The organism is Streptomyces sp. NBC_01506 (genome assembly GCF_045040295.1).
GTDB lineage: Bacteria > Actinomycetota > Actinomycetes > Streptomycetales > Streptomycetaceae > Streptomyces.
In genome coordinates this window covers 2,152,899-2,178,799 of sequence record NZ_CP109422.1, presented here as the reverse complement: position 1 = coordinate 2,178,799, position 25,901 = coordinate 2,152,899, and the positions used below count along the sequence as shown (strand labels likewise).

At 70.5% G+C, this 25,901-nt stretch carries 17 protein-coding genes; 12 read left to right on the top strand and 5 right to left on the bottom strand.

The features are described from left to right. Nucleotides 1-128 precede the first annotated feature (128 nt). On the bottom strand, nucleotides 129-755 hold the full coding sequence (locus OG329_RS09025) for a hypothetical protein (RefSeq protein ID WP_405793966.1): 627 nt from the start codon (nucleotides 753-755) through the stop codon (nucleotides 129-131). Between the two features lie 229 nt (nucleotides 756-984). Beyond that, nucleotides 985-3,156 carry a RecQ family ATP-dependent DNA helicase gene (locus OG329_RS09020; RefSeq protein WP_405793964.1) on the bottom strand — a complete coding sequence of 724 codons (2,172 nt, stop codon included), beginning with the start codon at nucleotides 3,154-3,156 and terminating at the stop codon, nucleotides 985-987. Between the two features lie 110 nt (nucleotides 3,157-3,266). Here OG329_RS09020 and OG329_RS09015 point away from each other — a divergent pair, with 110 nt between their 5' ends. The 6 genes from OG329_RS09015 to OG329_RS08990 all read left to right on the top strand — a co-directional run bounded on the left by OG329_RS09015 (nucleotide 3,267) and on the right by OG329_RS08990 (nucleotide 11,665). Further along, a complete protein-coding gene (locus OG329_RS09015; RefSeq protein WP_405793962.1) occupies nucleotides 3,267-4,619 on the top strand; it encodes a DUF4192 domain-containing protein in 1,353 nt (450 codons plus the stop codon). Nucleotides 4,620-4,837: 218 nt separating this feature from the next. After that, a complete protein-coding gene (locus OG329_RS09010) occupies nucleotides 4,838-5,602 on the top strand; it encodes an NUDIX hydrolase (protein ID WP_405793961.1) in 765 nt (254 codons plus the stop codon). A 150-nt stretch (nucleotides 5,603-5,752) separates the two neighbouring features. Beyond that, nucleotides 5,753-7,498: an ATP-binding cassette domain-containing protein gene (locus OG329_RS09005; protein ID WP_405801720.1), complete on the top strand. Its 1,746-nt coding sequence runs from the start codon at nucleotides 5,753-5,755 to the stop codon at nucleotides 7,496-7,498. A gap of 158 nt (nucleotides 7,499-7,656) precedes the next feature. Continuing rightward, entirely contained in the window at nucleotides 7,657-8,544 is an 888-nt protein-coding gene (locus OG329_RS09000) for a FadR/GntR family transcriptional regulator (RefSeq protein ID WP_405793960.1), read from the top strand. A gap of 378 nt (nucleotides 8,545-8,922) precedes the next feature. Next, nucleotides 8,923-10,470, top strand: a complete 1,548-nt coding sequence (locus OG329_RS08995) for an RNA polymerase sigma factor (RefSeq protein WP_405793958.1) — start codon at nucleotides 8,923-8,925, stop codon at nucleotides 10,468-10,470. Nucleotides 10,471-10,816: 346 nt separating this feature from the next. Then, nucleotides 10,817-11,665: a S1 family peptidase gene (locus OG329_RS08990; protein WP_405793956.1), complete on the top strand. Its 849-nt coding sequence runs from the start codon at nucleotides 10,817-10,819 to the stop codon at nucleotides 11,663-11,665. A 124-nt stretch (nucleotides 11,666-11,789) separates the two neighbouring features. On the opposite strand, the gene OG329_RS08985 is transcribed toward OG329_RS08990, so the two are convergent. Beyond that, complete coding sequence (locus OG329_RS08985) at nucleotides 11,790-12,020, bottom strand: hypothetical protein (protein WP_405793955.1); 231 nt, start codon at nucleotides 12,018-12,020, stop codon at nucleotides 11,790-11,792. A 432-nt stretch (nucleotides 12,021-12,452) separates the two neighbouring features. Between OG329_RS08985 and OG329_RS08980 the strand changes: the two genes are divergently transcribed. The 5 genes from OG329_RS08980 to OG329_RS08960 all read left to right on the top strand — a co-directional run bounded on the left by OG329_RS08980 (nucleotide 12,453) and on the right by OG329_RS08960 (nucleotide 18,866). Then, on the top strand, nucleotides 12,453-14,579 hold the full coding sequence (locus OG329_RS08980; protein WP_405793953.1) for a type IIA DNA topoisomerase subunit B: 2,127 nt from the start codon (nucleotides 12,453-12,455) through the stop codon (nucleotides 14,577-14,579). A gap of 133 nt (nucleotides 14,580-14,712) precedes the next feature. Beyond that, nucleotides 14,713-15,936, top strand: coding sequence for a sensor histidine kinase (locus OG329_RS08975; RefSeq protein ID WP_405793951.1), 1,224 nt, complete (start codon nucleotides 14,713-14,715; stop codon nucleotides 15,934-15,936). Next, complete coding sequence (locus OG329_RS08970; protein WP_405793950.1) at nucleotides 15,933-16,616, top strand: response regulator; 684 nt, start codon at nucleotides 15,933-15,935, stop codon at nucleotides 16,614-16,616. Before OG329_RS08975 ends, OG329_RS08970 begins: the two co-directional genes overlap by 4 nt. A gap of 97 nt (nucleotides 16,617-16,713) precedes the next feature. Next, entirely contained in the window at nucleotides 16,714-17,229 is a 516-nt protein-coding gene (locus OG329_RS08965; RefSeq protein ID WP_405793949.1) for a DUF485 domain-containing protein, read from the top strand. Beyond that, on the top strand, nucleotides 17,226-18,866 hold the full coding sequence (locus OG329_RS08960) for a cation acetate symporter (RefSeq protein WP_405793948.1): 1,641 nt from the start codon (nucleotides 17,226-17,228) through the stop codon (nucleotides 18,864-18,866). The genes OG329_RS08965 and OG329_RS08960 overlap by 4 nt, the downstream gene beginning before the upstream one ends. A 25-nt stretch (nucleotides 18,867-18,891) precedes the next feature. On the opposite strand, the gene OG329_RS08955 is transcribed toward OG329_RS08960, so the two are convergent. Continuing rightward, nucleotides 18,892-19,569 (bottom strand): response regulator, encoded by a 678-nt coding sequence (locus tag OG329_RS08955; RefSeq protein ID WP_405793947.1) that lies wholly within the window; start codon nucleotides 19,567-19,569, stop codon nucleotides 18,892-18,894. Then, nucleotides 19,566-21,251 (bottom strand): ATP-binding protein, encoded by a 1,686-nt coding sequence (locus OG329_RS08950; protein WP_405793945.1) that lies wholly within the window; start codon nucleotides 21,249-21,251, stop codon nucleotides 19,566-19,568. The genes OG329_RS08955 and OG329_RS08950 overlap by 4 nt, the downstream gene beginning before the upstream one ends. 348 nt (nucleotides 21,252-21,599) lie before the next feature. Here OG329_RS08950 and OG329_RS08945 point away from each other — a divergent pair, with 348 nt between their 5' ends. Beyond that, nucleotides 21,600-25,886: a discoidin domain-containing protein gene (locus tag OG329_RS08945; protein ID WP_405793943.1), complete on the top strand. Its 4,287-nt coding sequence runs from the start codon at nucleotides 21,600-21,602 to the stop codon at nucleotides 25,884-25,886. Nucleotides 25,887-25,901: the final 15 nt, after the last annotated feature.

The following is a 25,901-nucleotide window of genomic DNA, read 5'->3' as shown; positions in this document are numbered from 1 at the left end:
GGTCCCGGGCGTTGGCGTCGCCCGGCGCGCGTAAGGCAGGGGGCCGGTAAGGGGGCCGCTGACCCGCACCGCCCCGGACCCGGCTGCCCTCCCGGGCGGCCGGACCCGAAACCCGTGGACGCGACCGGTCAGCGGGCCGCCACGCGCCGCAACGCCTCCACCGCACCGCCCCCGGAACGCGACGGCGAGGGGGCGGAGTCGGCCACCGCCTCGGCGAGACCTTCCGGCGCCGACAGGGAGTTGGGCCGGCGTCCGCCCCGGCCCTCGCCCAGCACCTGCCAGCCGCCACGCGTCAGCGTGATGTACGCGCCGCAGCGCAGGCCGTGCAGGGTGCAGGCGTCCCGCAGACCCCACATCCAGGCCCCGTCCTCCTCCGTCCAACGCTCGTCGCCGTCGCGGCAGTAGAGGAGTACGGCGGTGCGCACCGGGGTGCGGCGGCGCAGATCGTGCGGGATGACCCGGCGCAGGTGCGCCAGCAGGGCGTTGCGGAACTCCCAGCCGTCGACCGGCGCCTTACGCGGGGCGAACGAGGCGCTGGCGGCGAGACGTTCCTCATGATCGAGGACGGCGACGACGGCGGTCGCCGGGGTCGGCCGGTGCCGGGAGTGCAGACCGCTGACGACCTCGCGGGGGTTGCGGAGCAGGGGTATGCCGGCCGCCGCCCATTCGGCGGGCTCGAGCATCCTGGCGAGGCGGGTGACGGAGTCGGCTGTCGTGATCGATGAGGCCGCGGACGGAGCGAATCCGAAGGTCACGTTCCTCCCTTCGCATACGCGCCCACAGTGCGGGCAGGGTCGGGTGAGGCGCGCCGCGGCACGGTCCGTCCGGACCGCGAACGGTCCGACCGTGCGGGGGGCGTCTCCAATTCTTGCGGGCACTTCGGCGGGCGGCAACGAGCAATTGGCGCCGCTGTCCGCAATGGGCGGTAATGGCGCTCATATCCCTGCCTTAACCCTGCCCATCCAGGGCCCCTCTGATACGTGGTCACGTCTGAACGGCGAGGACCAGCGGGAACACCCCCTCAGCGCCGGCCCTGCGCAGCAGTCGCGTGGCCACGGCCAATGTCCAGCCGGTGTCCGAGAGATCATCGACGAGCAGGACGGGACCCGCCGCCGAGGTCAGGGCCTCGGCCAACTCCGGTGACACGGTGAACGCCTCGTGCAGCGCCCTCACTCGCTGGGCGCTGTTGGTACGGGAGATACGCGTCTCCTGTGCGCCCGGCGCGTACTCGACCGTGCCCAGCAGCGGCATCCGGCCCACCTCGGAGATCCGGCTGCCGAGTGACCCCACGAGCTGCGGCTTGCTCCGCGAGGCGACGGTCACCACGCCCACCGGGCGCGGTGGCGCGTCGTCCAGCCCCGACGCCCAACCGCCGGGCCCCTTGGCCCAGTCGGCGAGGACGCTCACCACGGCGTCCACCACATCGCCGGGAACGGGGCCGTCCGGCGACTGGGGCGCGAGCATCGGGCGCAGCCTGTTGCCCCACCCGATGTCCGAGAGCCGGCCGAGTGCCCGGCCCGGGAAACTCCGCTCACCGGCGGGAACGCGGCCCCTCAGGTCGACACCCACGGCGGTCAGCCCGGTCGGCCACATCTTGCGCGGCTCCACGTCCACTCCGGGCCTGCCCAACTCGCCCCGGGCGGCGTCCAGGGCGCCGCCGGAGACCTTGTCCGTCAACCGCGCCCCCGCGCAGTTGTCGCACCGTCCGCACGGCGCGGCCTCCTCGTCGTCCAACTGGAGCCGCAGGAACTCCATCCGGCACGCCGTCGTCGTCGCGTAGTCCCGCATGGCCTGCTGCTCGGTCTGCCGCTGGCGCGCCACCCACGCGTACCGCTGCGCGTCGTACACCCAGGGCTGTCCGGTGCTGGTCCACCCGCCCTTGACCCGGTGCACCGCGCCGTCCACGTCGAGCACCTTGAGCATCGTCTCCAGCCGTGTGCGCCGCAGCTCGACCAGCGGTTCGAGAGCGGGCAGCGACAGGGGCCGGTCCGCGTGCGCCAGGACGTCGAGCGTGCGCCGCACAAGCTCCTCGGGCGGGAAGGCGACCGACGCGAAGTACTGCCAGATGGCCTCGTCCTCCTTGCCGGGGAGCAGCAGCACCTCGGCATGCTCCACTCCGCGCCCCGCACGGCCCACCTGCTGGTAGTAGGCGATGGGGGAGGAGGGGGAGCCGAGGTGGACGACGAATCCGAGGTCGGGCTTGTCGAACCCCATGCCCAGCGCGGACGTGGCCACCAGTGCCTTGACGCGATTGGCGAGAAGGTCCTCCTCGGCCTGCTGCCGGTCCGCGTTCTCCGTACGGCCCGTGTACGACGTGACCGTGTGGCCGCACTGGCGCAGATAGGCGGTGACTTCCTCGGCCGCCGCGACCGTCAGGGTGTAGATGATCCCGGAGCCGGGAAGCTCGACCAGATGATCGGCCAGCCAGGCCAGCCGGTGCGCGGCGTCCGGCAGCCTGAGCACATTGAGACTCAGACTCTCCCTGTCCAGCGCCCCGCGCAGCACGAGCGCGTCCGTCCCCGCCCCCGTGCCCAACTGCTCGGCGACATCGGCCGTCACTCGCGCGTTCGCCGTGGCCGTGGTGGCCAGCACCGGAACGCCGGACGGCAGCTCGGCGAGCATCGTGCGCAGCCGTCGGTAGTCGGGGCGGAAGTCGTGGCCCCAGTCGGAGATGCAGTGGGCCTCGTCCACCACCAGCAGACCGGTGGCCGCCGACAGGGCGGGCAGGACCTGGTCGCGGAAATCGGGATTGTTGAGCCGCTCCGGACTGACCAGCAGCACATCGACGTCGCCGGCGCTCACCTCGGCCTGAATCGTCTCCCACTCCTCGGAGTTGGACGAATTGATCGTGCGCGCGCTGATTCCCGCGCGAGCGGCCGCCTCCACCTGGTTGCGCATGAGCGCGAGCAGCGGGGAGACGATCACCGTCGGTCCGCTGCCCCGGGCGCGGAGCAGGGACGTCGCGACGAAATACACCGCGGACTTGCCCCAGCCCGTCCGCTGCACGACCAGCGCTCTGCGTTTGTCGGCGACGAGCGCTTCGATGGCCCGCCATTGGTCCTCGCGCAGGCGGGCAGCGCCGGTGGCGTCACCGACAAGGCGGGCGAGGACGGAGTCGGCCGAGGCCCGGAGAGCTGCGCGGTCTGCGTTGGTCATGCCCCCATGCAACCTGATGGCCCGGACAAAGCGCGAATGCCGGAGCCGGCCTGTGGATAACGTTATCCACAGGGGTCGCGGGATTCTGGCTTTCGCGGGACGGTCGAGCCATGAACAAGCACAGCGAACCGACCCGTCCCGCCGACGAGCAGCAGGTCACCCTGCGCAGCCCCGCGGAGCTCGCCGATGCCCTGCCATTTCTGATGGGCTTCCATCCTTCCGACTCGATCGTGCTGGTCGCGCTGCACGGCGACGAGGGCCGCTTCGGCGGCCGGCTCAGGCTCGGCATCCCGCGATCACCGCGTGAATGGCGGCCCGTCGCCGAGCAGTTGGCCGAGTGCCTGGTGGAGGGGAGCCGGCGGCGCGGGTCCCGGCCGGACGGGATCGTCGCCTTCCTCTGCCAGGACCCGGAAGGCGGTGACACGGGCCGTCGTGTGCGTGATCGCCTGCATCCGCTCGCGCAGTTGATCCGCACGAGTTTCGGCAGCCTCGACATCCCCGTGCACGAGGTGCTCTGTATTTCCGACGGCCGTTTCTGGTCCTACTGCTGCCCGGACACGCGCTGCTGCCCACCCGAGGGCAATCCGCTCGCGCTGCCGGGCACCTCCGTGATGGCGGCGGCGTCCGCCTACGCGGGGATCCAAGTGCGCGGATCCCTGCGGGAGATGGAGGCACGACTGGAGCCCTGGCGCGGCCCGGCCGACCGGGCGGCCGGGCAGGAACAGGCGCTGGACGAGGCGGCGGGCGCGCTGGTGCCGAGCATCCTGGGCGGTGGGAACCGCGAACAGGTCGGTGCGTCGACGCTCCGGACCGCGCGCGCCCTGTTGGACCGCCTGGCCCGGACAACGCCCCCGCCGCCGGGCCGGGACGAGACGGCGCGGACGGGCACGGACGCCGCGGACGACCGGCTCATCACCGACGACGAGGCGGCGGCGGTGATCATCGGACTGCAGGACCGGGAGATCCGCGACCGGGCGGCGCAGTGGATGGAGGGTCCCCTCGCCGAGCCGGCGCTACGGCTCTGGCGGGCCCTGGCCCGTCGCTGCGTCGGTTCCTACGCGGAACACGCGGTCGCCCCGCTCACCCTGGCGGGCTGGGTCGCCTGGTCCTGCGGCGACGAACCGGCGGCCCGGGTCGCGCTCGGACTCGCGCTGCGTCTCGACCCCGCGTACACCTTCGCCCAACTCCTCCACCAAGCCTTCAACGAAGGGCTCGACCCGGAGACGCTCCGGCGCTGTATGCGGGCCCAGGGCGGCGGACTCGCGGACCCACAGCCCCGCGCGGCTCGGCGGTCCACGGCGAAGCAGGCCAAGAAGTCGGTGAAGAGGGTGGTGGGGAAAGCGACGGTCAAGAAGGCGACGACCCCGAAGGTGCCCGCACCGAGGACCCGCCCCGGCACCCCGGCATCACGCGGTCGCACCGCGGGCCGCAGTGGGCAGCGCGGTACGAAGAGCGGAAAGTGAGAGGGGGAGCGACGCGCACGCGGTGAGGGAGGGACGTGACCAGGCCGCCGGTGGACCGCCCGGATCGCGCCTACGTCCGTCGCCCGGCCTCTCCCGCCGCCCCTTTCCGGGAGCGAACGAGCCGGGTGGGTCCGCGTCCCCACGCGGGTGGCGGAAGAAGTCCGCGGACCTGACGGGAACGGATGTTTATCGTCAGGCAGACGACTAAGATCACCGGCATGTCGCCCTACGACCCGTCGGCTTACCCCGCGTTCGCAGTCACCGTCGACCTGGTCGTGCTCACCGTGCGCCGTCACGCCCTGTGCGCGCTGGTCGTACGGCGGGGTGAGGCGCCCTTCCAGGGGCGCTGGGCGCTGCCCGGCGGCTTCGTCAAGGGTGATGAGGATCTTGGTGCGGCTGCGGCGCGCGAGCTGGCCGAGGAGACGGGGCTGCGCGCGCACGACCCGGCGTCGCCCGCGCCCGCGAACGGCGCCCATCTCGAACAGCTCGCGACGTATGGCGACCCGGCGCGCGACCCCCGGATGCGGGTCGTCAGCGTGGCCCATCTCGCGCTCGCGCCCGACCTTCCCGCGCCCCGCGCGGGCGGGGACGCCAACAGCGCCCGCTGGGCCCCCGTCGACGCGCTGCTCGACCACGAGGGCGGCTTCGGACGGGACGGCGAACAGCCCGCGCCGCTCGCCTTCGACCACGCCCGCATTCTCGGGGACGGTGTGGAGCGGGCCCGCTCCAAGATCGAGTACTCGTCCCTGGCCACCGCCTTCTGCCCGGCGGAGTTCACGGTCGGCGAGCTGCGCCGGGTGTACGAGGCGGTGTGGGGCGTCGCTCTCGACCCCCGTAACTTCCACCGCAAGGTGACGGGCACCCCCGGCTTTCTGGTGCCGTCCGGCGGCACCACCACGCGCCAGGGCGGCCGGCCCGCCCAGTTGTTCCGGGCCGGCGGGGCCACCGTGCTCAACCCGCCGATGCTGCGCCCCGAGGTCTGAGCCCGCCGCCGGTCGGCAACCCACCCCCGGCCGCCGGCGGATCAGACACCCGTCGTCGCGACCCTGCGCCACAAGTCGGACATGTCGCGTTATCTTGCTGCGGTACCCATACTGCCGCCGAGCGGTCTCACCCTCCCCGCGAGAGAAGCGATGCTCCAGGCCATCGGACTCACCAGCAGCCCCCACCGCGACCTCATGCCCGCCGTGGACGATCTGACCTTCGAGGCCCGCACCGGCGCCGTCACGGCACTGCTCGGCGCCCAGGGCGCCGGCAAGACCACCGCCCTGCGGCTGATGCTCGAACTCGAGTCCGGCCGGGGAATCACCTACTTCCGAGGCCGGCCGCTCCACCGCATCGCCCACCCGGCCCGCGAGGTCGGCGTCCTGCTCGGCAACGTGCCAGGACACCCCGCGCGCACCACCAAGGGCCAGCTCCGCATGCTCTGCGCCGCGGCGGGCGTACCCGCCGCACGTGCCGACGCCCTGCTCGATCTGGTCGGCATCGGCGCTCTGCGCGACGAGCCGCTGGGCACCCTCTCCCTCGGCATGGACCGCAGACTCGGTCTCGCCACCGCCCTGTTGGGCGACCCGCACACCCTCGTCCTCGACGAGCCCGCCGCCGGTCTCTCGCCCCGCGAGAACAGTTGGCTGCACGGACTGCTGCGGGCGCACGCGGCCCACGGCGGCACCGTCCTGTACACGACCAGCGATCCCAAAGAGGCGGCCCGCACCGCCGATCGCGTCGTCACCGTCCACGAAGGCCGCCTCGTCGCCGACCAGGACGCCGCCGACTTCGCCCGGACCCGGCTGCGTCCGCGCGTCGTCATCCGGACCCCGCACGCGGCCCGCCTCGCCGACGCCGTCAACCGCGAGGCGCGCGCGGACCGCCGCTCCGTCGAGGTCGTCACCGAGACCGGCGGGCGGCTCACCGTCTTCGGCAGCAACTGCGCCGAGTTGGGCGAGACGGCCTTCCGGCACGGCATCCTCGTCCACCAACTCGCCGACGAGACCGGTGACACCGGCCCGACGCCCCCCGTGGGCCCGCCACCGCCCTCAGCGGCCCCGCAGGCGCCCTCGTCGACCGACGCCGACCTCCTGCCGCCCCCGCTGCCCGCGCGCCCCGTGCGCAGCCCCCTGCGCCCGTTCCGTTACGAACTCCGCCGTTTCCTCGGCGTACGTACCCCCAGGCTGGTCGCCGCCGCGGTCCTCGTCGCCTCCGTCGCCCTGACCCTGCCGCTCGCCCGTACCGGCAACACCCCGCTGCCCGGCCTCCTCGCGGCCTGGCCCGGATTCCTCCCGCTGCCGCCCGCCGCCCTCGGCGCCGGTCTGCTCGGCGCGTTCGCCTTCGGCGACGAGTACCGCTACCCCGCGCTCGCCGCGGGACGCGGCACCGTCCCGCGCCGTCTCGGTCTGCTGCTGGCCAAACTCACCGTCACCGCCGCGGCGGCCCTGCTGCTCGGGGCTCTCACCGTCGTCGCCGACGCGCAGGCCATGCGGCTGGTGTACGGCGGCGGAACGGACGTGCTGCCCCCGGACTGGCCCGCGCTCGTGGCCAGTTGGGTCGGACTCACCGTCGGCTGCGCCTGGGCGGGGCTGCTCGGGGCCGGCATCTTCCGTGTCACCGGCGCCGGTGTCGCCGCCGTGCTCGCCGTACCGGTCGTCGTCGTCCCCCTCGTACAGAAGGGCCTCGCCGTCCCGTCGGCGCGTTCGATCGTCGGACTCCCGAGCAGACTGCGTGAACTGGCCTGGCCGCAATGGCCGGAGGCGGTCGACCGTTGGCTGGTGGCGACCGGTCGGGTACTCGCCCAGCCCGTCGGCACCGCGCTGGCGCTGTCGTTGTCCGCTCTGCTCTGCGCGTATCTGTTCACGAGCCTTCGGCGCAGGGCCCGTTGGTGATCGCCGAGCGACCGGAGCTGTCGTACTGCCCATAACTCCCTGATTGCGCCCGCTTCTTTACGATAAGTCGTCAATCGAAGGGCGGGCGCCGATCACCCTTTCGTGTGCTTTTCACCAAAGACCTCAAGGGGCCGGTGAGCGGCGCCGACAAAGGATGCGTGAGTACCCTTGCGCACACCATGATGACCGCCGCCCGCTCCGTCGAGTCCGGCCTCGCGGCCCAGGGCGGAATCGACCGCTACCCCTACGCGGAGGCGCCCGGCGCCGACCGCATTCCCGCACCCGCCTGGGACGGCGCGGACAACGAGCTGGGCCGGGTCGGCCGGCGCTCGGCGGGCAGCCGGGGCCGTGGACTGCACGGCCAACTCGTCCAGCAGCTCGGCCAGATGATCGTCTCCGGCGACCTGGGCGCCGACCGGCCGCTCGTACCGGAGGAGATCGGACAGCGCTTCGAGGTCTCCCGCACAGTGGTCCGCGAGTCGCTGCGCGTCCTCGAGGCCAAGGGCCTCGTCAGCGCCCGCCCCAATGTCGGCACCCGGGTCCGGCCGGTCAGTGACTGGAATCTGCTCGACGCCGACATCATCGAATGGCGGGCGTTCGGCCCGCAGCGTGACGACCAGCGCCGTGAGCTGAGCGAGCTGCGCTGGACGATCGAGCCCCTTGCCGCGCGGCTCGCCGCCGGCCACGGCCGTGAGGACGTCCAGCAGCGGCTGGCCGACATGGTCGAGATCATGGGGCACGCCATCGCCCAGGGCGACTCGATCACGTTCTCGCGCGCCGACGCCGAATTCCACTCCCTGCTGATCCAGCTCGCGGGCAACCGGATGCTGGAGCACCTTTCGGGGATCGTCTCGGCGGCCCTCCAGGTCTCCGGCGGCCCCGTCACCGGCTGTGACCGTCCCACCGACGCGTCGCTGGCGCACCACGCGCGGATCGTCGAGGCCCTGGCCGCCGGCGACGCCCAGGCGGCGGAATCGGCCATGCGGCAGCTTCTGATGGTTCACCCTGAAGTGGAACGCGTCGTTCCCGCGCCCCGCGAGCACTGAGGGCGTCACCGGGGCACTGCGGGCGAGTCCCGCGGTGCCGAGCAGAAAAACGAAGGTCAGGACGGACGGGGGCGTACGCGTCACGTGCCGCCGGACCCATGGGCCCGGCGGCGTAGGCGTGGCATAAATCCCTTCTGACTGCTTTGCCGTAAATGGGGTGTGACTCGGGCCACGTGGATTGGGCGTAACACTCCACGAGGCAGGGCGATGACCTAAGAGGTGACAGCCACGGAGGGGAATAGCGCCACGAAGGGTGGCGCTGTATCCAGCTCCGAGGTCCAGCCCGCGCCGTCGGCACATCCCCAGTCGACGGTCGTCGGCTCCGCCCCGATCCTGGGGGGAGCCGGAAGCCGTTTCCATCGTTCCGAGAGGTTGTTCGTGTCGGCCAGCACATCCCGTACGCTCCCGCCGGAGATCGCCGAGTCCGAGTCTGTGATGGCGCTCATCGAGCGGGGAAAGGCTGATGGGCAGATCGCCGGCGACGACGTGCGTCGGGCCTTCGAGGCTGACCAGATTCCGCCAACCCAGTGGAAGAATGTTCTGCGCAGCCTCAACCAGATCCTCGAGGAAGAGGGTGTGACGCTGATGGTCAGTGCCGCGGAGTCGCCGAAGCGCGCCCGCAAGAGCGTCGCTGCGAAGAGCCCGGCGAAGCGCACCGCTACCAAGACAGTCGCCGCCAAGACCGTTCATACGAAGACCGTCGCGGCCACCGCCGCCCCGGCGGCCGAGACCGTCGAGACTCCGGCCGACGAGAGCGCCGCGCCTGCCAAGAAGGCCGCGGCGAAGAAGACCGTGGCCAAGAAGGCGGCGGCCAAGAAGACCGCCGTCAAGAAGGTCGCGGCGAAGAAGACCGCCGGCAAGAAGGACGCCGACGAGGCCGCCGACGGCGAGGAGACGGCCGAGGAGGTCCAGGCCGGCAAGGGCGAGGAGGAGGAGACGGAGGGCGAGAACAAGGGCTTCGTCCTCTCCGACGACGACGAGGACGACGCGCCGGCCCAGCAGGTCGCCGTCGCGGGTGCCACCGCCGACCCGGTCAAGGACTATCTCAAGCAGATCGGCAAGGTCCCGCTCCTCAACGCCGAGCAGGAGGTCGAGCTCGCCAAGCGCATCGAGGCGGGCCTGTTCGCCGAGGACAAGCTGGCGAACGCCGACAAGCTCGCCCCCAAGCTCAAGCGCGAGCTGGAGATCATCGCCGAGGACGGGCGCCGCGCCAAGAACCACCTGCTGGAGGCCAACCTCCGTCTGGTGGTCTCGCTGGCCAAGCGCTACACCGGCCGCGGCATGCTCTTCCTGGACCTGATCCAGGAGGGCAACCTGGGTCTGATCCGCGCGGTCGAGAAGTTCGACTACACCAAGGGCTACAAGTTCTCCACGTACGCCACCTGGTGGATCCGCCAGGCGATCACCCGCGCCATGGCCGACCAGGCCCGCACCATCCGTATCCCGGTGCACATGGTCGAGGTCATCAACAAGCTCGCGCGTGTGCAGCGCCAGATGCTCCAGGACCTGGGCCGCGAGCCCACCCCGGAGGAGCTGGCCAAGGAACTCGACATGACTCCTGAGAAGGTCATCGAGGTCCAGAAGTACGGTCGCGAGCCGATTTCGCTGCACACTCCGCTGGGCGAGGACGGGGACAGCGAGTTCGGTGACCTCATCGAGGACTCCGAGGCCGTCGTCCCGGCGGACGCGGTCAGCTTCACGCTTCTCCAGGAGCAACTGCACTCGGTGCTCGACACGCTCTCCGAGCGTGAGGCTGGTGTGGTCTCCATGCGCTTCGGTCTCACCGACGGCCAGCCCAAGACGCTGGACGAGATCGGCAAGGTCTACGGCGTGACGCGTGAGCGCATTCGTCAGATCGAGTCCAAGACGATGTCCAAGCTCCGGCATCCGTCGCGTTCGCAGGTTCTGCGCGACTACCTGGACTAGGCCGTGTCTGACAAATCCCGCCTGGCGCGCGACGCCCGGCACGCACGCTCGCCGCGTTGTCGGAGTCGCCCAAGTACGTCCAGTACGAGGGCGATCCTCCGCCTTGCGATCACACGCACCGACGCCAGTCATCAGCCGCTCCGCGGCGGGCGTGCGCCCCGCCCTGCGGGCGGACGGCGCTATTTGTCAGACACGACCTAGGCCGGTTCCGTACGCGGACACAGCCCCCTCCTGAGGGCCCGTCATCCCGACCGGGATGCGGGCCCTCAGGCGTTGCGGGGATGCGTTTGTCGGCTCAATGGGTGACTCTGTGTCAGTAGGAGTCACCGGAGAGTCAGGAGCCAGTATGCGTCGCCCTATTGCCCGAGTGCTCACGGGAGGACTGGCCACGATCGCCGCGGGGGCGGTGCTGCCACTTGTGTCCCCCGTGCCGGCCGCCGCGGACCGGGTGGTCGTCGGCGGGGAGCCGGCGCCGGCCGCGGAGAGTCCCTGGGTCGTGGCTCTGTCCAGCCGTGAACGTTTCGGGGACACCCGCGCGGGCCAGTTCTGCGGCGGCGTGGTCGTGGCGCCGACGAAGGTGCTGACGGCCGCGCACTGCATGGGCAGGGACGTGCTCGGGGTGAAGCCCGAGGATGTGACGGATCTGCGGGTCATCGCGGGCCGGGAGCGGCTGACGGGGAAGGGCGGCCAGGAGGTCCGGGTGGGTTCCGTACGGATCGACCCGGCGTACGACCAGAAAACCCACGCCTCGGACCTGGCGGTGCTGACGCTGGCGCAGGCGCTGCCCGCGCGATACGCCATCCGGCCGGCCGATCCGGGCGGGGAGGCGTCCGCACCGGGCGCCGCGGCGAAGGTGTACGGCTGGGGCGACACCACCGGCGAGGGCAAGTACGCCTCCGCGCTGCGCTCCGCCCCTGTGACGGTCCTGGCGAACTCGGAATGCGAACGGGCCTATCCGGGGGGCTCAGGGGGCCACTACGAGGCTTCCACGATGCTCTGCGCCGGCGATCCTCAGGGTGGGCACGACGCGTGCCAGGGCGACAGCGGCGGGCCGCTCGTGGCCCGTGGACGGCTCATCGGGCTGGTCTCGTGGGGCAGTGGCTGCGGCCGGGCCGGGAGTCCGGGGGTCTATACGCGGATCACCTCGGCGGTCGACGAGGTGGCCGGGGCCACCGGGGAGCGCCGCATCGGCTGAGGCGCCGGGCCGCGCCGTACGCGGGCGGGCAGAACGCGAGAACGGGTCGCCATCCCATGGTGCTGGGGTGGCGACCCGTCGGCCGGTCCTGGATCGGCCCTTGGCTCGTCGTGGATGCGAGGTCTCAGTGTTCCTCTTGACCGGCGGCGGCCTGCACGGCCGTCAGTCGGTCGGTCTCATCCTGTATTTCCGCGGCGATCTTCTTGAGTTCCGGCTCGAACTTGCGTCCGTGGTGGGCGCAGAAGAGCAGTTCACCACCGCTGGTCAGGACGACGCGCAGATATGCCTGGGCGCCGCAGCGGTCGCAGCGGTCAGCGGCCGTCAGCGGGCTCGCGGGGGTCAGAACAGTAGTCACGTCGCCTCTTCTCTAGCTCGACGAGCTGTCGTACCAGGGTCAACATCCAACCAGGCCGAAAACGTTCCCGCTCGCGGCCTTTCCTCGAAACTTCTTCCCGAGGTGGCTGTGTGCTGCCGTTTGGCGGCGAATGAGCCGTATTGCTTCGCTTTACGGTTTCGCGTTGCTTGTCAGGGTCGATCCTCCCGGCCGGCTTGCCGGTTGTTCATGAGGACGTGCCCGGAGCCTAAATGGTTCATGCCTGGAAGGGAACGTGATGTGTGCTTCACTCCATCGAGGGATCGAACACCCATGCGAGCCTCGGTTAGCATGAGAATTCAATAGGGTGGCGCTACAACGGCTCTACCAGGCCTCTGTACGCTCTGAGCGGCGACCGATGCCGGGCCCTTACCCACTTGGGCCACATTTCAAATTCAGCGAGGAGCGAACCGCGTGACCGCCGAGACGTCCGTGCCGTCCAGTGCGCTGCTGACCGCAGACCGTGACGGTTCCAACTACACCGCGCGGCACCTGCTCGTCCTTGAAGGGCTCGAAGCGGTCCGGAAACGGCCCGGGATGTACATCGGGTCGACCGACAGCCGCGGCCTGATGCACTGCCTCTGGGAGATCATCGACAACTCGGTCGACGAGGCCCTGGGCGGCTACTGCGACCGTATCGACGTCACGCTGCACGAGGACGGCTCGGTCGAGGTCAAGGACAACGGCCGGGGCATCCCCGTCGACATCGAGCCCAAGACCGGCCTCTCCGGCGTCGAGGTCGTGCTGACGAAGCTGCACGCGGGCGGAAAGTTCGGCGGCGGCGCGTACGCGGCCTCCGGCGGTCTGCACGGCGTGGGCGCCTCCGTCGTGAACGCGCTCTCCGCCCGGCTGGACGTCGAGGTCGACCTCCACAGTGCCACGCACACCATCAGCTTCCGCCGGGGCGTCCCCGGCATGTTCACCGAATCGGGCCCCGACGCCCCCTTCGACCCGGCGAACGGCCTGCTCAAGGGCAAGCGGGTGCCCAAGACGCGCACCGGCACCCGGATTCGTTACTGGGCCGACCGGCAGATCTTCCTCAAGGACGCCCGGCTGTCCCTGGAGACGCTGCACCAGCGGGCCCGCCAGACAGCCTTCCTCGTCCCCGGCCTGACCATCGTCGTGCGCGACGAGCGGGCGGCCGGCGAGAGCGAGGGCAACGGCACGATCGAGGAGACGTTCCGCTACGACGGCGGGATCAGCGAATTCTGTGAGTATCTGGCCCAGGACAAGGCCGTCTGCGACGTGCTGCGGCTGACCGGACAGGGCGTCTTCAAGGAGACCGTGCCCGTCCTGGACGACCGTGGGCACATGACCCCGACAGAGGTCAGCCGCGAGCTGGGCGTCGACATCGCCATGCGCTGGGGCACCGGGTACGACACCACGATGCGCTCCTACGTCAACATCATCGCCACCCCCAAGGGCGGCACGCACATGACGGGCTTCGAGCGCGCGGTGACCAAGACGGTCAACGAGGCGCTGCGCTCGGCGAAGCTCCTGCGCGTCGCCGAGGACGATGTCGTCAAGGACGACGCCCTGGAAGGTCTCACGGCCGTGGTGACGGTGCGTCTCGCCGAGCCGCAGTTCGAGGGGCAGACCAAGGAGATCCTGGGGACGTCGGCGGCCAACCGGATCGTCGCCAACGTCGTCTCCAAGGAGCTCAAGGAGTTCCTGACGTCGACCAAGCGCGACGCGAAGGCGCAGGCCCGCGCGGTGCTGGAGAAGGCCGTCGCCGCCGCCCGTACGCGCATCGCCGCCCGTCAGCACAAGGAGGCGCAGCGCAGGAAGACCGCGCTGGAGACCTCCTCGCTGCCGGCCAAGCTCGCCGACTGCCGCAGTGACGACGTGGAGCGCAGCGAGCTGTTCATCGTCGAGGGCGACTCGGCGCTCGGTACGGCCAAGCTCGCCCGGAACAGCGAGTTCCAGGCGCTGCTGCCGATCCGGGGCAAGATCCTCAACGTCCAGAAGTCGTCCGTGTCCGACATGCTGAAGAACGCCGAGTGCGGCGCGATCATCCAGGTCATAGGGGCGGGATCGGGCCGGACGTTCGACATCGACGCCGCCCGCTACGGAAAGATCGTGCTGCTCGTCGACGCCGATGTCGACGGGGCCCACATCCGCTGTCTGCTGCTGACGCTGTTCCAGCGCTACATGCGTCCGATGGTGGAGGCGGGCCGGGTCTTCGCGGCGGTTCCGCCCCTGCACCGGGTGGAGCTGGTGCAGCCCAAGAAGGGCCAGGACAAGTACGTGTACACGTACTCGGACAACGAACTGCGGCAGACGCTCCTGGAGTTCCAGCGCAAGAACGTGCGCTACAAGGACTCCATCCAGCGCTACAAGGGCCTCGGTGAGATGGACGCCGACCAGTTGGCCGAGACCACGATGGACCCGCGACACCGCACACTGCGGCGGATCAACATCGGTGACCTCGAATCGTCCGAGCAGGTCTTCGATCTGCTCATGGGCAACGAGGTCGCGCCGCGCAAGGAGTTCATCACCAGCTCGGCCGCGACGCTGGACCGCGCCAGGATCGACGTCTGAACCGACGGAGCACACCACGGCGCCGGGCTCCACCCACGGGTGGAGCCCGGCGCCGTTCCCGGCTCCCCCTCGGAGGGGATTCGCAAGGCCGTCGCGCTCCGTAACATCGAAGCCGAGAGAGAGGGCTTCTTCGATGCAGATCGCCGCGGGGACCGCGTGGCCGTCCAGAGAGGCGCTGACCCGGGTAGGGGTGCCGCGCGTCAGGACGGCTCTCGACATCGCGCTGTGGGCCGGGATGGCCCTCTGGCTGGTCGCGAGCGCGTACACCGCGGACGTCTTCCACGGCTGGTCGGTGGTGCTGCCCGTACTGGGCCTGCTCTGCTTCGTGGCGGCCGTGGTGGCCCTGCGCCGGTGGGCCGTCGCGCGTCGGCTGCTTCCCTCGCTGGCGGTGCTCGCGCTGATGGTGCTGCTGGGGAGCGGGGCGCACTGGGCGGGGGCCGAGGCGACGGGTGCGCTGCTGTGGATCCTGTCCTGCGTCATCGCGCTGGACCGGCTGCCGCTCGCACCGGGGGTCGGTGTCTGGGCGGTGGTGTTCGCCGTCGTCCTGCTGACGGACACCGGGAAGCCCCTTGACGTGGTGATCACCATGTCGGCCGTCCTGCTCGGCGGCTACACGCTGCGGCTCGACGCGCAGGCGCGCGGCGCCGGGTTCCGGATGCTGGCGCAGGAGCGCGCCGCGCGGGCGGCCGAGGCCGAGTCGGCCGCGCTGGCCGAACGGGCCAGGATCGCCCGCGAGATCCACGACGTGCTGGCCCACAGCCTCTCGGCGCAGCTCGTGCATCTGGAGGCGGCGCGCCTCCAGATCGAGGGCGGGTACGACCGCGAGCAGGTGCTGCGGCGCGTGGTGGAGGCACGGAGCATGGCCCGGCAGGGGCTGGCGGAGACACGCCAGGCGCTCTCCGCCCTACGAGGCCAACTGGTGCCCGTCGAGGACTATCTGCGCGAACTGGCGGCCGACGGGGTGCGGACCGAGATCCTGGGAGAGCCGCGGCTGCTGCCCGCCGAGGCCTCGCAGGCGGTGAGGCGCGTCGCGCAGGAGGCACTGACGAACGCGCGCAAGCACGCCCCGGGGGCCGACGTGACGATGCGACTGGAGTACGCGCGGGACGCGGTGACCCTGGAGATACGGGACGACGGCACACACGCGCCGGGCACCGAACTGGGGGCCTCCGGCTCCGGATACGGTCTCCTGGGGATGCGGGAGCGTGCCGAACTGCTCGGCGGCAGTCTTCAGGCCGGGCCCGCGGCTTCTGTAGGAGGAGGCGGCGGCGGGACGGGCGGAGCCCCGTACGGCTCCGGACCGCCCGACCGGTTCGAGGGGAAGGGCTTCACCGTGCGTCTGCGAGTGCCCGTATGACGGCCCCCACGACCGCCCGCGTGATCGTGGCCGACGACCAGGCGGTGGTGCGGGAAGGCATCGTCATGCTGCTCGGGCTGCTGCCCGGCCTCGAGGTCGTCGGCGCGGCCAAGGACGGTGAGGAGGCGGTGGCGCTCGTCGGCGAACTCGCCCCCGACGTCGTGCTGATGGACCTGCGCATGCCGCGCTGCGACGGGGTCGAGGCGACCCGTCTGATCCGCGAGCGGTATCCGGCGACCCACGTCGTGGTGCTCACCACCTACGCCGACGACGACTCGCTGTTCCCCGCCCTGCGGGCGGGCGCGCGCGGTTATCTGACCAAGGACGCGGGCGGCGACGAGATCGTCAAGGCCGTCCAGGACGTCATGGCGGGGGACGCCGGACTCGCCCCCGGCGTGCAACGGCGGCTGCTGGAGCGGGTCGGCGCGGCACCCGTCGTACCACCGGCGCGCGAGACACCGCCCGACGGGCTCACCGCCCGCGAGAGAGAAGTACTGTCCCTGGTCGCCGAAGGGCTCTCCAACCAGGAGATCGCCGGGCGGTTGCACATCGGGGCGGCCACCGTGAAGACCCACATCAACAACATCTTCGCCAAGACCGGGGTACGCGACCGCGCGCAGGCGGTGCGTTACGCCTATCAGTACGGCCTTATCAGGCCACCCGGGACAAATATCACCTGATGGGGTGAAGTCGGGGGAGAGGAGAGTCCGGGATCTTCCCGTTCCGCCCATCCTTGGGGCGCGGCCGAAATGGCCCGCTGACAAGGAGAGTTGACCGGTGGACAAGCAGGACGGGCGCGACGCCGCGGCAGTGCGGACCGACGACCCCTGGTACGACGCACCGGCCTCCGGCTGGGGCGAACTGGACGGTACGGGCACGCCGACGACGCCCGTCGCGCCGGCCGCGGCCGTGACCCCCGCCCCGGCCACGGCTCCCGGCGCGGCCGAGATCTATCTGGAGGTCCAGCGCGGCGCCGCCTTCCAGGAGGTACGCCGCCGTTACCGCCGGTTCGTCGTCCCCGCCACCCTCGCCTTCCTTCTCTGGTATCTGGCGTACGTCGTCGCCGCGACCACGGCGCCCGGTCTGATGGCGCGCCCGGTGGCCGGGGCCGTGAACGTGGCGATGGTCGCCGGGCTCGGGCAGTTCCTCAGCACCTTCCTGCTGACCTGGGCGTACTCCCGCCATGCCCGACTGCACCGGGACCGGGACGCGCTCGATCTGCGCTGGAGCGTCTTCGACCGGACGAGAACGAGACAAGACCACACCGCGCGGGCAGCGGGGCGGCGGCGATGAGCGGCGACCACCAGAGTCTGGCGCTGCTGCTGTTCAGCGCGTTCGTGGCCGTCACCCTCGGCATCACCACCTGGGTGAGCCGCCACCGGCACGGCTCGGCTGAGGAGTTCTACACCGGCGGACGGCTGTTCTCGCCCATGGAGAATGGTTTCGCCATCGCCGGCGACTACATGTCGGCCGCCTCCTTCCTCGGTATCTCCGGCCTTATCGCCCTCTTCGGCTACGACGGCATGCTCTACTCCGTCGGCTTCCTCGTCGCCTGGCTCGTCGTACTGCTGCTGGTGGCCGAACTCGTCCGCAACTGCGGCCGGTTCACGCTCGCCGACGTCGTCGCCGCCCGGATGCGGGAGCGCCCGGTCAGGATCGCGGCGGGAACATCCTCCGTCGCCGTGTCCGTCCTCTATCTGGTGGCGCAGATGGTCGGTGCGGGCAGTCTGGTCGCGCTGCTGCTGGGGGGCACGAGCGAGGTGGCGCGCGCGTGGACGGTGATCGGCGTGGGCGCGCTGATGGTCGTCTATGTGACGCTCGGCGGGATGCGGGCCACCACCTGGATCCAGATCGTCAAGGCCGTGCTGCTGTTGGCCGGTACGGTCGCGCTGACCGTGCTCGTACTGGTCCGCTTCCACGGCGACTTCAACGCGCTGCTCACCACCGCGGCCGAACGCAGCGGCCACGGCAAGGAGTTCCTTGTCCCCGGTCTCGCCTACGGCGGGGGCTGGACCGCGCGCTTCGACTTCATCAGCCTGGGGCTCGCCCTGGTGCTCGGCACGGCCGGACTGCCGCACATCCTGTCCCGCTTCTACACCGTGCCGACCGCCCGCGCCGCCCGCCGGTCGGTCGTCTGGTCCATCGGGCTCATCGGGAGCTTCTATCTGATGACGATCGTGCTGGGCTTCGGCGCCGCCGCCGTGGTCGGCACCGACGAGGTGCGCGCGTCGAGCGCGGCGGGCAACACGGCGGTGCCGCTGCTCGCCCTGGACCTGGGCGGCGGTGCGGGCTCCACAGGAGGAACGGTTCTCTTCGCCGTGGTCGCCGCCGTCGCCTTCGCGACGATCCTCGCCGTCGTCGCGGGCATCACCCTCGCCTCGTCGGCCTCCGTGGCGCACGACCTCTACGCCTCGCTCAAACGACCTCGGACCAAGTCCCCGACCAAATCCCCGGCCAAGTCCCACGCCAAGTCCCACGCCAAGCCGCACAGCGAGGTCGCCGTCGCCCGGCTCGCGGCGGCCGGTATCGGCGCCGTGGCCATCGCGCTCGGGCTGCTCGCCCGCGATCTCAACGTGGCCTTCCTCGTCGGTCTCGCGTTCGCCGTCGCCGCCTCGGCCAATCTGCCGGTGCTGCTCTACTCGCTGTTCTGGCGGAACTTCACCACGCGCGGAGCGGTCTGGTCGGTGTACGGAGGGCTGGTGCCCGCCGTGCTGCTGGTGGTGTTGTCACCCGTCGTCTCGGGGAGCCCCGAGGCGATCTTCCCGGGTATGGACTTCCAGGTCTTCCCGCTCCAGAATCCGGGTCTGGTCTCGATCCCGCTCGGCTTCCTGGCGGGCTGGCTCGGCACCGTACTGTCGCGTGAGACCGCGGACGAGGCCAAACACGCGGAGTCCGAGGTGCGTTCACTCACCGGAGCGGGCGCCGTCTGACACCCGCCCCGACCAGCCCCGCCCCTCAGCCGCTCGTCGCCCACGCGTACCGGTGCTCCGGGCGGCCCGTCTCGCCGTACCGGAGGCTGAGCCGTACCCGCCCCGCCCGCTCCAGCAGCTTCAGATACCGCTGCGCCGTCTGCCGGCTCATCCCGGCGCTCTCGGCGATCTCGTGCGCGGACAGCGGCCCTTCGGCGCCGAGCAGCACCTGCCGCACCACCTCGGCGGTGCTCGGCGAGTGCCCCTTGGGCAGCTCGGGGGCGGCCGACGCCGACAGCGCGCCGAACATCCGGTCCACATCGGCCTGTTCGGCCTCGCCGCCGCCCTCCAGCGTGCGGCGCAGCTTCGCGTACGCCTCCAACTTGGTGCGCAGTCCGGCGAAGTTGAACGGCTTGACGAGGTACTGGAGCGCCCCGTGGCGCATCGCCGACTGGACGGTGGCCACGTCGCGCGCGGCGGTCACCATGATCACGTCGGTCCGGTGGCCGAGGCCGCGCAGTTCCCGGACGACCGACAGCCCGTCGCGGTCGGGCAGATAGTGGTCGAGGAGGATCAGGTCCACGGGCCGCTCGGCGAGCCGGGTGAGTGCCTCCGTCCCCGAATGCGCCTTGGCGACGACCCGGAATCCGGCGACTTTCGCCACATAGGCGGTGTTGATGTCGGCGACCCGGATGTCGTCGTCCACGACCAGTACGTCGATCATCGTGTCTCTCCTGTGGTGACGGGCTCTGCCTCAGCGGCCCCCGGCGCGGTGTCGCGCGCGACGCGCTCCGTCTCGGTGAGTGCTTCGGGCAGTACGACGGTGAACTCCGCGCCCCCGTCGGCGGATTCGGTGACCCGGGCACTGCCGCCCTGGCGCTCGGCCAGCCTGCGCACCATGGCGAGGCCGAGTCCGCGCCGGCCGTGGGCGGGCAGTTCCTTCGTGGTCCAGCCTTCGGTGAAGACCACTTCGCGCCGCTCCGCCGGGACTCCGGGGCCGCTGTCGGAGATCCGCAGGACGACCGTACGGCCCTCGGCCCGTACCTCCACCTCGATGCGCGGGTCCTCGGAACCGGCCGCCGCGTCCAGCGCGTTGTCGACGAGATTGCCCAGGACCGTGACCAGCCCCTGCGGGTCGATCAGCCGGTCGGGCAGCAGGGTGGCCGGCGAGATGCGCAGCGAGACGCCCCGCTCGGCGGCGACGGTGGCCTTGCCGACCAGCAGGGCGGCCGGCAGCGGGTCGTGGATCCGCTCGGTGACCTGCTCGGCGGTGGCCCGGTGGACGCCGACGACCTCGGTCACGAACTCCACGGCCTCGTCGTGCATCCCCAGCTCCAGCAGACCCATCAGTGTGTGCATCCGGTTGGCGTGCTCGTGGTCCTGCGCGCGCAGCGCGTCGATCAGACCGCGGGTGGCGTCCAGCTCCCGGCCGAGCTGTTCCACCTCCGTACGGTCACGCAGGGTGGCGACGGCGCCGCCGTCGTCGGTCGGCATCCGGTTGGCGATGAGCACCCGGCCGCCGCTCACGGTCAGCAGATCGTCGCCCGCCACCCGCCCCGCGAGCACGTCGGCGGTACGGCCCGCTCCCAGCACCGCGTCGAGGGGCTGTCCCGTGGCCTCGGGCCCGAGCCCCAGCAGCCGCTGCGCCTCGTCGTTCATCAGCCGGATCCGCCCGGTGCCGTCGAGGGCGATCACTCCCTCGCGCAGGCTGTGCAGCATGGCCTCGCGCTCCGCGAGCAGCGCGGAGATGTCGGAGAAGGCCAGGTCGTGGGTCTGGCGCTGGAGCCGTCTGGAGATGAGATAGGCGGCCAGCGCGCCGACGGCCAGGGCGCCGCCCGCGTACGCGAGCAGTCCGGGGATCGTCGCCAGCAGGCGTTCGCGGACGCTGTCGTACGCGATGCCCACCGACACCGCGCCGATGATGTCCCCCGATCCGTCGCGCAGCGGGACCTTGCCGCGTGCCGAGCGGCCGAGGGTGCCGCTGTCGATCTCCATGACGTTCTGGCCGGCTATCGCGTCGCTGGGATCGGTGGAGACGACCCTGCCGATCTCGTCGGTGTCGGTGTGTGACCAGCGGACCCCGCGTCTGTCCATGATCACGACATACTCGGCGCCGGTGGCCCGTCTGATGCGTTCGGCCTCCGCCTGCACCGGTCCGTCCACCGAGGGCCGCGAGGCCAGCAGCGCTTCCGCCACCGGCTCGGACGCGGTCGTCTGCGCGATCGCCAGTGCCCTGCGCATCGCCTGGTCGTCGAGCTGGTCGCTCAGCGGTCTCAGGAACAGGCCGGTGGCGAGCACGGCGGTGCCCGCGGCGATGGCCAACTGCATCAGCAGGACCTGGGAGAAGACGCGCCGTGGCCAGCCGAATCGCCGTCGTCGCGGTGGGGTCGTCGGTCCGGCGTTCATGTGTAGGAACGGTAGACGCAGCAGGTGCCTTTCTGAAATTTCCAGATTTACGCAAATGACTTACGTGACTTGCGGCCCGCTTACGGCGTCGTGAAAGTTCGCCTGAAACCTGACTGATAGGGGCTGGTGGGTCCGTCTTGAGTGTTTTCGAGCCAGAGAACGGCCGACTTGGTTCTGTCGCACCGGTGGACGCTCTCGCATTTCTCTGCAACTCTCTGACCGCACAACGCAAAAGATCCCGCTCCGCAATGCAGAAACGCTAGTCGCACCAGCCAGGTGGCACCAGCCATGCAGACAGAGCCGCGCCTCGCCGCGCCCCCGGCGCCGAGGCCGAACGATCGGGGATACATGAGATCTCACCGATGGCGATGGCGGGCGATCTCCGCCGCCGTCACCACCAGTCTTCTGATGGTCGGCGTGCCGTCGCTCACCGCTTCGGCGGCCGACGGCCCCAATATCGCCGCGGGCAGTGCCGCGGCGGCGAGCAGCGCGAAAAGCGACCACTCCGCCCGGATGGTCGCGGACGGCAATCAGTCGACGTACTGGCAGGGCTCCGGCAAGAGCCTCCCCCAGTGGGTCCAGACCGATCTGGGCTCCGCCGCCCGGATCGACCAGGTCACCCTCAAGCTCCCCGCCGACTGGGAGACCCGACGGCAGACCCTCACCGTCCAGGGCAGCGCCGACGGCACCAGTTTCGCGACCCTGAAGAACTCCGCCTCGTACACCTTCAGTCCGGGCGAGGCCAACGAGGTCAGCATCTCGTTCCCCGCCGCCCGGACGCGTTACGTCCGTGTGAACATCACGAAGAACTCCGTCGCCTCCGCGGGCCAGCTCGCCGAACTCCAGGTCCACAAGGCCGCGGCGGCCTCCGTCAACCTCGCCGCCGGCCGCACGCTCACCGAAAGCAGCCACACCGAGGTGTACGCGGCGGCCAACGCCAACGACGGCAACAAGGCCAGCTACTGGGAGAGCCGTAACGGCGCCTTCCCGCAGTGGCTCCAGGCCGACCTCGGCTCGTCCGTGGGCGTCAACAGCGTCGTACTGAAACTCCCCGACAACTGGGGGGCGAGAAGCCAGACCCTCAAGATCCAGGGCAGCGCCAACGGCACGACCTTCACCGACCTGACCACGTCCCAGGCGTATCAGTTCGCGCCCGGGTCCGCCAACACGGTGACGATCCCCTTCGACACCACCAACACGCGCTACGTACGGGTACTGGTCACCGCCAACTCCGTCCAGCCCGGCGCCCAGGTGTCCGAGCTGGAGATCTACGGCCCCGAGACGGGCGACACCCAGGCCCCGACCGCCCCCACCGAGCTGGCGTTCACCGAGCCCGCCTCCGGTCAGATCAAGCTGACCTGGAAGGCGTCGACCGACAACACGGCGGTCACCGGCTACGACATCTACGCCAACAACGTGCTGCGCACCAGTGTCGCGGGCAACGTCACCACCTTCACCGACACCCAGCCCGGCAACGCCGACGTCTCGTACTACGTACGGGCCAAGGACGCCGCGGGCAATGTGTCGGGCAACAGCAACACCGTCACCCGCAAGCCCCCGGGCGGTGACACCCAGGCCCCGACCGCGCCCACCGGCCTCGCCCACACGTCGCCCTCGCCGACCCAGGTCAAGCTCACCTGGCAGGCGTCCAGCGACAACACGGCGGTCACCGGCTACGACATCTACGCCAACAACGTGCTGCGCGACAGCGTCGCGGGCAATGTCCTCACCTTCACCGACACCCAGCCGGCCAGCACCACCGTCTCGTACTTCGTACGGGCCAAGGACGCGGCGGGCAATGTGTCGGGCAACAGCAACACGGTGATACGCACCGGCAGCACCGGCTCGGTCTCCAACCTCGCCGTGGGCAAGCCGATCAGCGCCTCCTCCGTGGTCCACACGTTCGTCGCGGCCAACGCCAACGACAACTCGACGTCGACCTACTGGGAAGGCGCGGGCGGCAGTTACCCCAACACGCTGACGGTGAAGCTGGGCGCCAACGCCTCCACCGAGAGCGTCGTCGTCAAGCTCAACCCGGACAGCAGTTGGGGAGCGCGTACCCAGAACATCCAGGTGCTGGGGCGCGAGCAGAGCGCCACGGGCTTCACCAGCCTGGCCGCCGCCAAGGACTACGCGTTCAGCCCCGCCGCCGGGAACCAGGTGACCATCCCGATCTCCGGGAACGTCGCGGACGTGCAGCTCAAGTTCACCTCCAACACCGGTGCCGGCGCGGGCCAGGTGGCCGAGTTCCAGGTGCTCGGTGAGCCGGCGCCCAACCCGGACCTCCAGGTCACGGCGGTGACCGCGTCCCCCGCCGAGCCGGTCGAGTCGAACCCGATCACCCTGTCGGCGACGGTACGCAACAACGGGACGGTCGCCGCGGCTGCCAGCTCCCTCGAATTCCGCCTCGGTGACTCCAAGGTCGGCACGGCGGCGGTGGGCACCCTCGCCCCCGGCGCGTCGGCCAATGTCAGCGCCGCGATCGGTCCGCGCGACGCCGGCAGTTACGAACTCAGCGCGGTCGCCGACGTGGCGGACGCGGTGATCGAGCAGAACGAGACCAACAACACCTACACCGCCTCGGCCCCGCTGGTGGTCAAGCCCGTCGCCAGCTCGGACCTGGTGGCGACCGTCGGCACCTCTCCGTCCGCCCCGGCGGCCGGCGACACGGTCAACTTCTCCGTCACGGTCAAGAACCAGGGCACCGTCGCCTCCGCGAGCGGCAGCCACGGCATCACCCTGACCGTGCTCAACTCCGAGGGCGCCACGGTGAAGACCCTCACCGGCGCGCACAACGGAGTCATCGCGGCGGGCGGCACCGCGCCGCCGGTCGCGCTCGGCACCTGGGCCGCGGCCAACGGCTCGTACACCGTGAAGGTGGTGCTCGCCGACGACGCCAACGAGGTGCCGGTCAAGCGCGAGAACAACACCAGCAGCCAGTCACTGTTCGTCGGCCGCGGCGCCAACATGCCGTTCGACATGTACGAGGCCGAGGACGGCACCACCGGCGGCGGCGCGACGAAGGTCGGTCCCAACAGGACCATCGGCGACATCGCGGGCGAGGCGTCGGGCCGCAGGGCCGTCAACCTCGACGCGACGGGCGAGTTCGTCGAGTTCACCACCCGGGCCAGCACCAACACCCTGGTGACGCGCTTCTCCATCCCCGACTCCGCGGGCGGCGGGGGCATCAACTCCACGCTCAACGTCTATGTGGACGGCGTCTTCCTCAAGGCGATCGACCTCACGTCGAAGTACGCCTGGCTGTACGGCGCCGAGGCGGGACCGGGCAACTCCCCGAGCCAGGGGCCGCCCCGTCATATCTACGACGAGGCGAACGTGATGCTGGGCAAGACCGTCCCGGCGGGCAGCAAGATCAAGCTCCAGAAGGACGCGGCCAACAGCACCACCTACGCGATCGACTTCATCAACCTGGAGCAGGTCGCACCGACCGCCAACCCGGACCCCGCCACGTACACGGTCCCGGCCGGATTCACCCACCAGGACGTGCAGAACGCCCTGGACCGGGTCCGGATGGACAACACGGGCACCCTGAAGGGTGTCTACCTGCCCGCCGGTGACTACCAGACGGCCAGCAAGTTCCAGGTGTACGGCAAGCCCGTCCAGGTGATCGGCGCCGGTCCCTGGTACACCAAGTTCCACGCCCCGTCGACGCAGGACAACACCGACATCGGCTTCCGGGCCGAGGCCGCCGCCGCGGGTTCGTCGTTCAAGAACTTCGCGTACTTCGGCAACTACACCTCGCGTATCGACGGTCCCGGCAAGGTGTTCGACTTCTCGAATGTGCGGAACATCGAGATCGACAACATCTGGAACGAGCACATGGTGTGCCTCTACTGGGGCGCGAACACCGATGACATGACCATCAAGAACTCCCGTATCCGCAACATGTTCGCCGACGGCATCAACATGACCAACGGCAGCACCGGCAACCTCGTGACCAACAACGAGGCGCGGGCCACGGGAGACGACAGCTTCGCGCTGTTCTCGGCGATCGACGCCGGCGGCTCGGACATGAAGGACAACGTCTACGAGAACCTGACGTCGATCCTGACCTGGCGCGCGGCGGGTGTGGCCGTCTACGGCGGCTTCAACAACACCTTCCGCAACATCCATATCGCGGACACGCTCGTGTACTCGGGCATCACGGTCAGCTCGCTGGACTTCGGCTATCCGATGAACGGCTTCGGGACCGAGCCCACGACGATCGAGAACGTGTCGATCGTCAGAGCCGGCGGCCACTTCTGGGGCGCGCAGACGTTCCCCGGCATCTGGCTGTTCTCCGCGTCCAAGGTGTTCCAGGGCATCCGGATCAACAACGTGGACATCGTCGATCCGACGTACAGCGGGGTCATGTTCCAGACCAACTACGTAGGAGGACAGCCGCAGTTCCCGATCAAGGACACGATCCTCAGCGACATCTCGATCACCGGCGCCAAGAAGAGCGGTGACGCCTACGATGCCAAGTCGGGCTTCGGGCTGTGGGCGAACGAGCTGCCGGAGGCGGGGCAGGGTCCCGCGGTCGGTGAGGTCACGTTCAACGGTCTGACGATGAGCGGCAACGCTCTGGACGTGAAGAACACGACGCCCAACTTCAAGATCAACATCAACCCCTAGAGGCAGGGCGGAAGC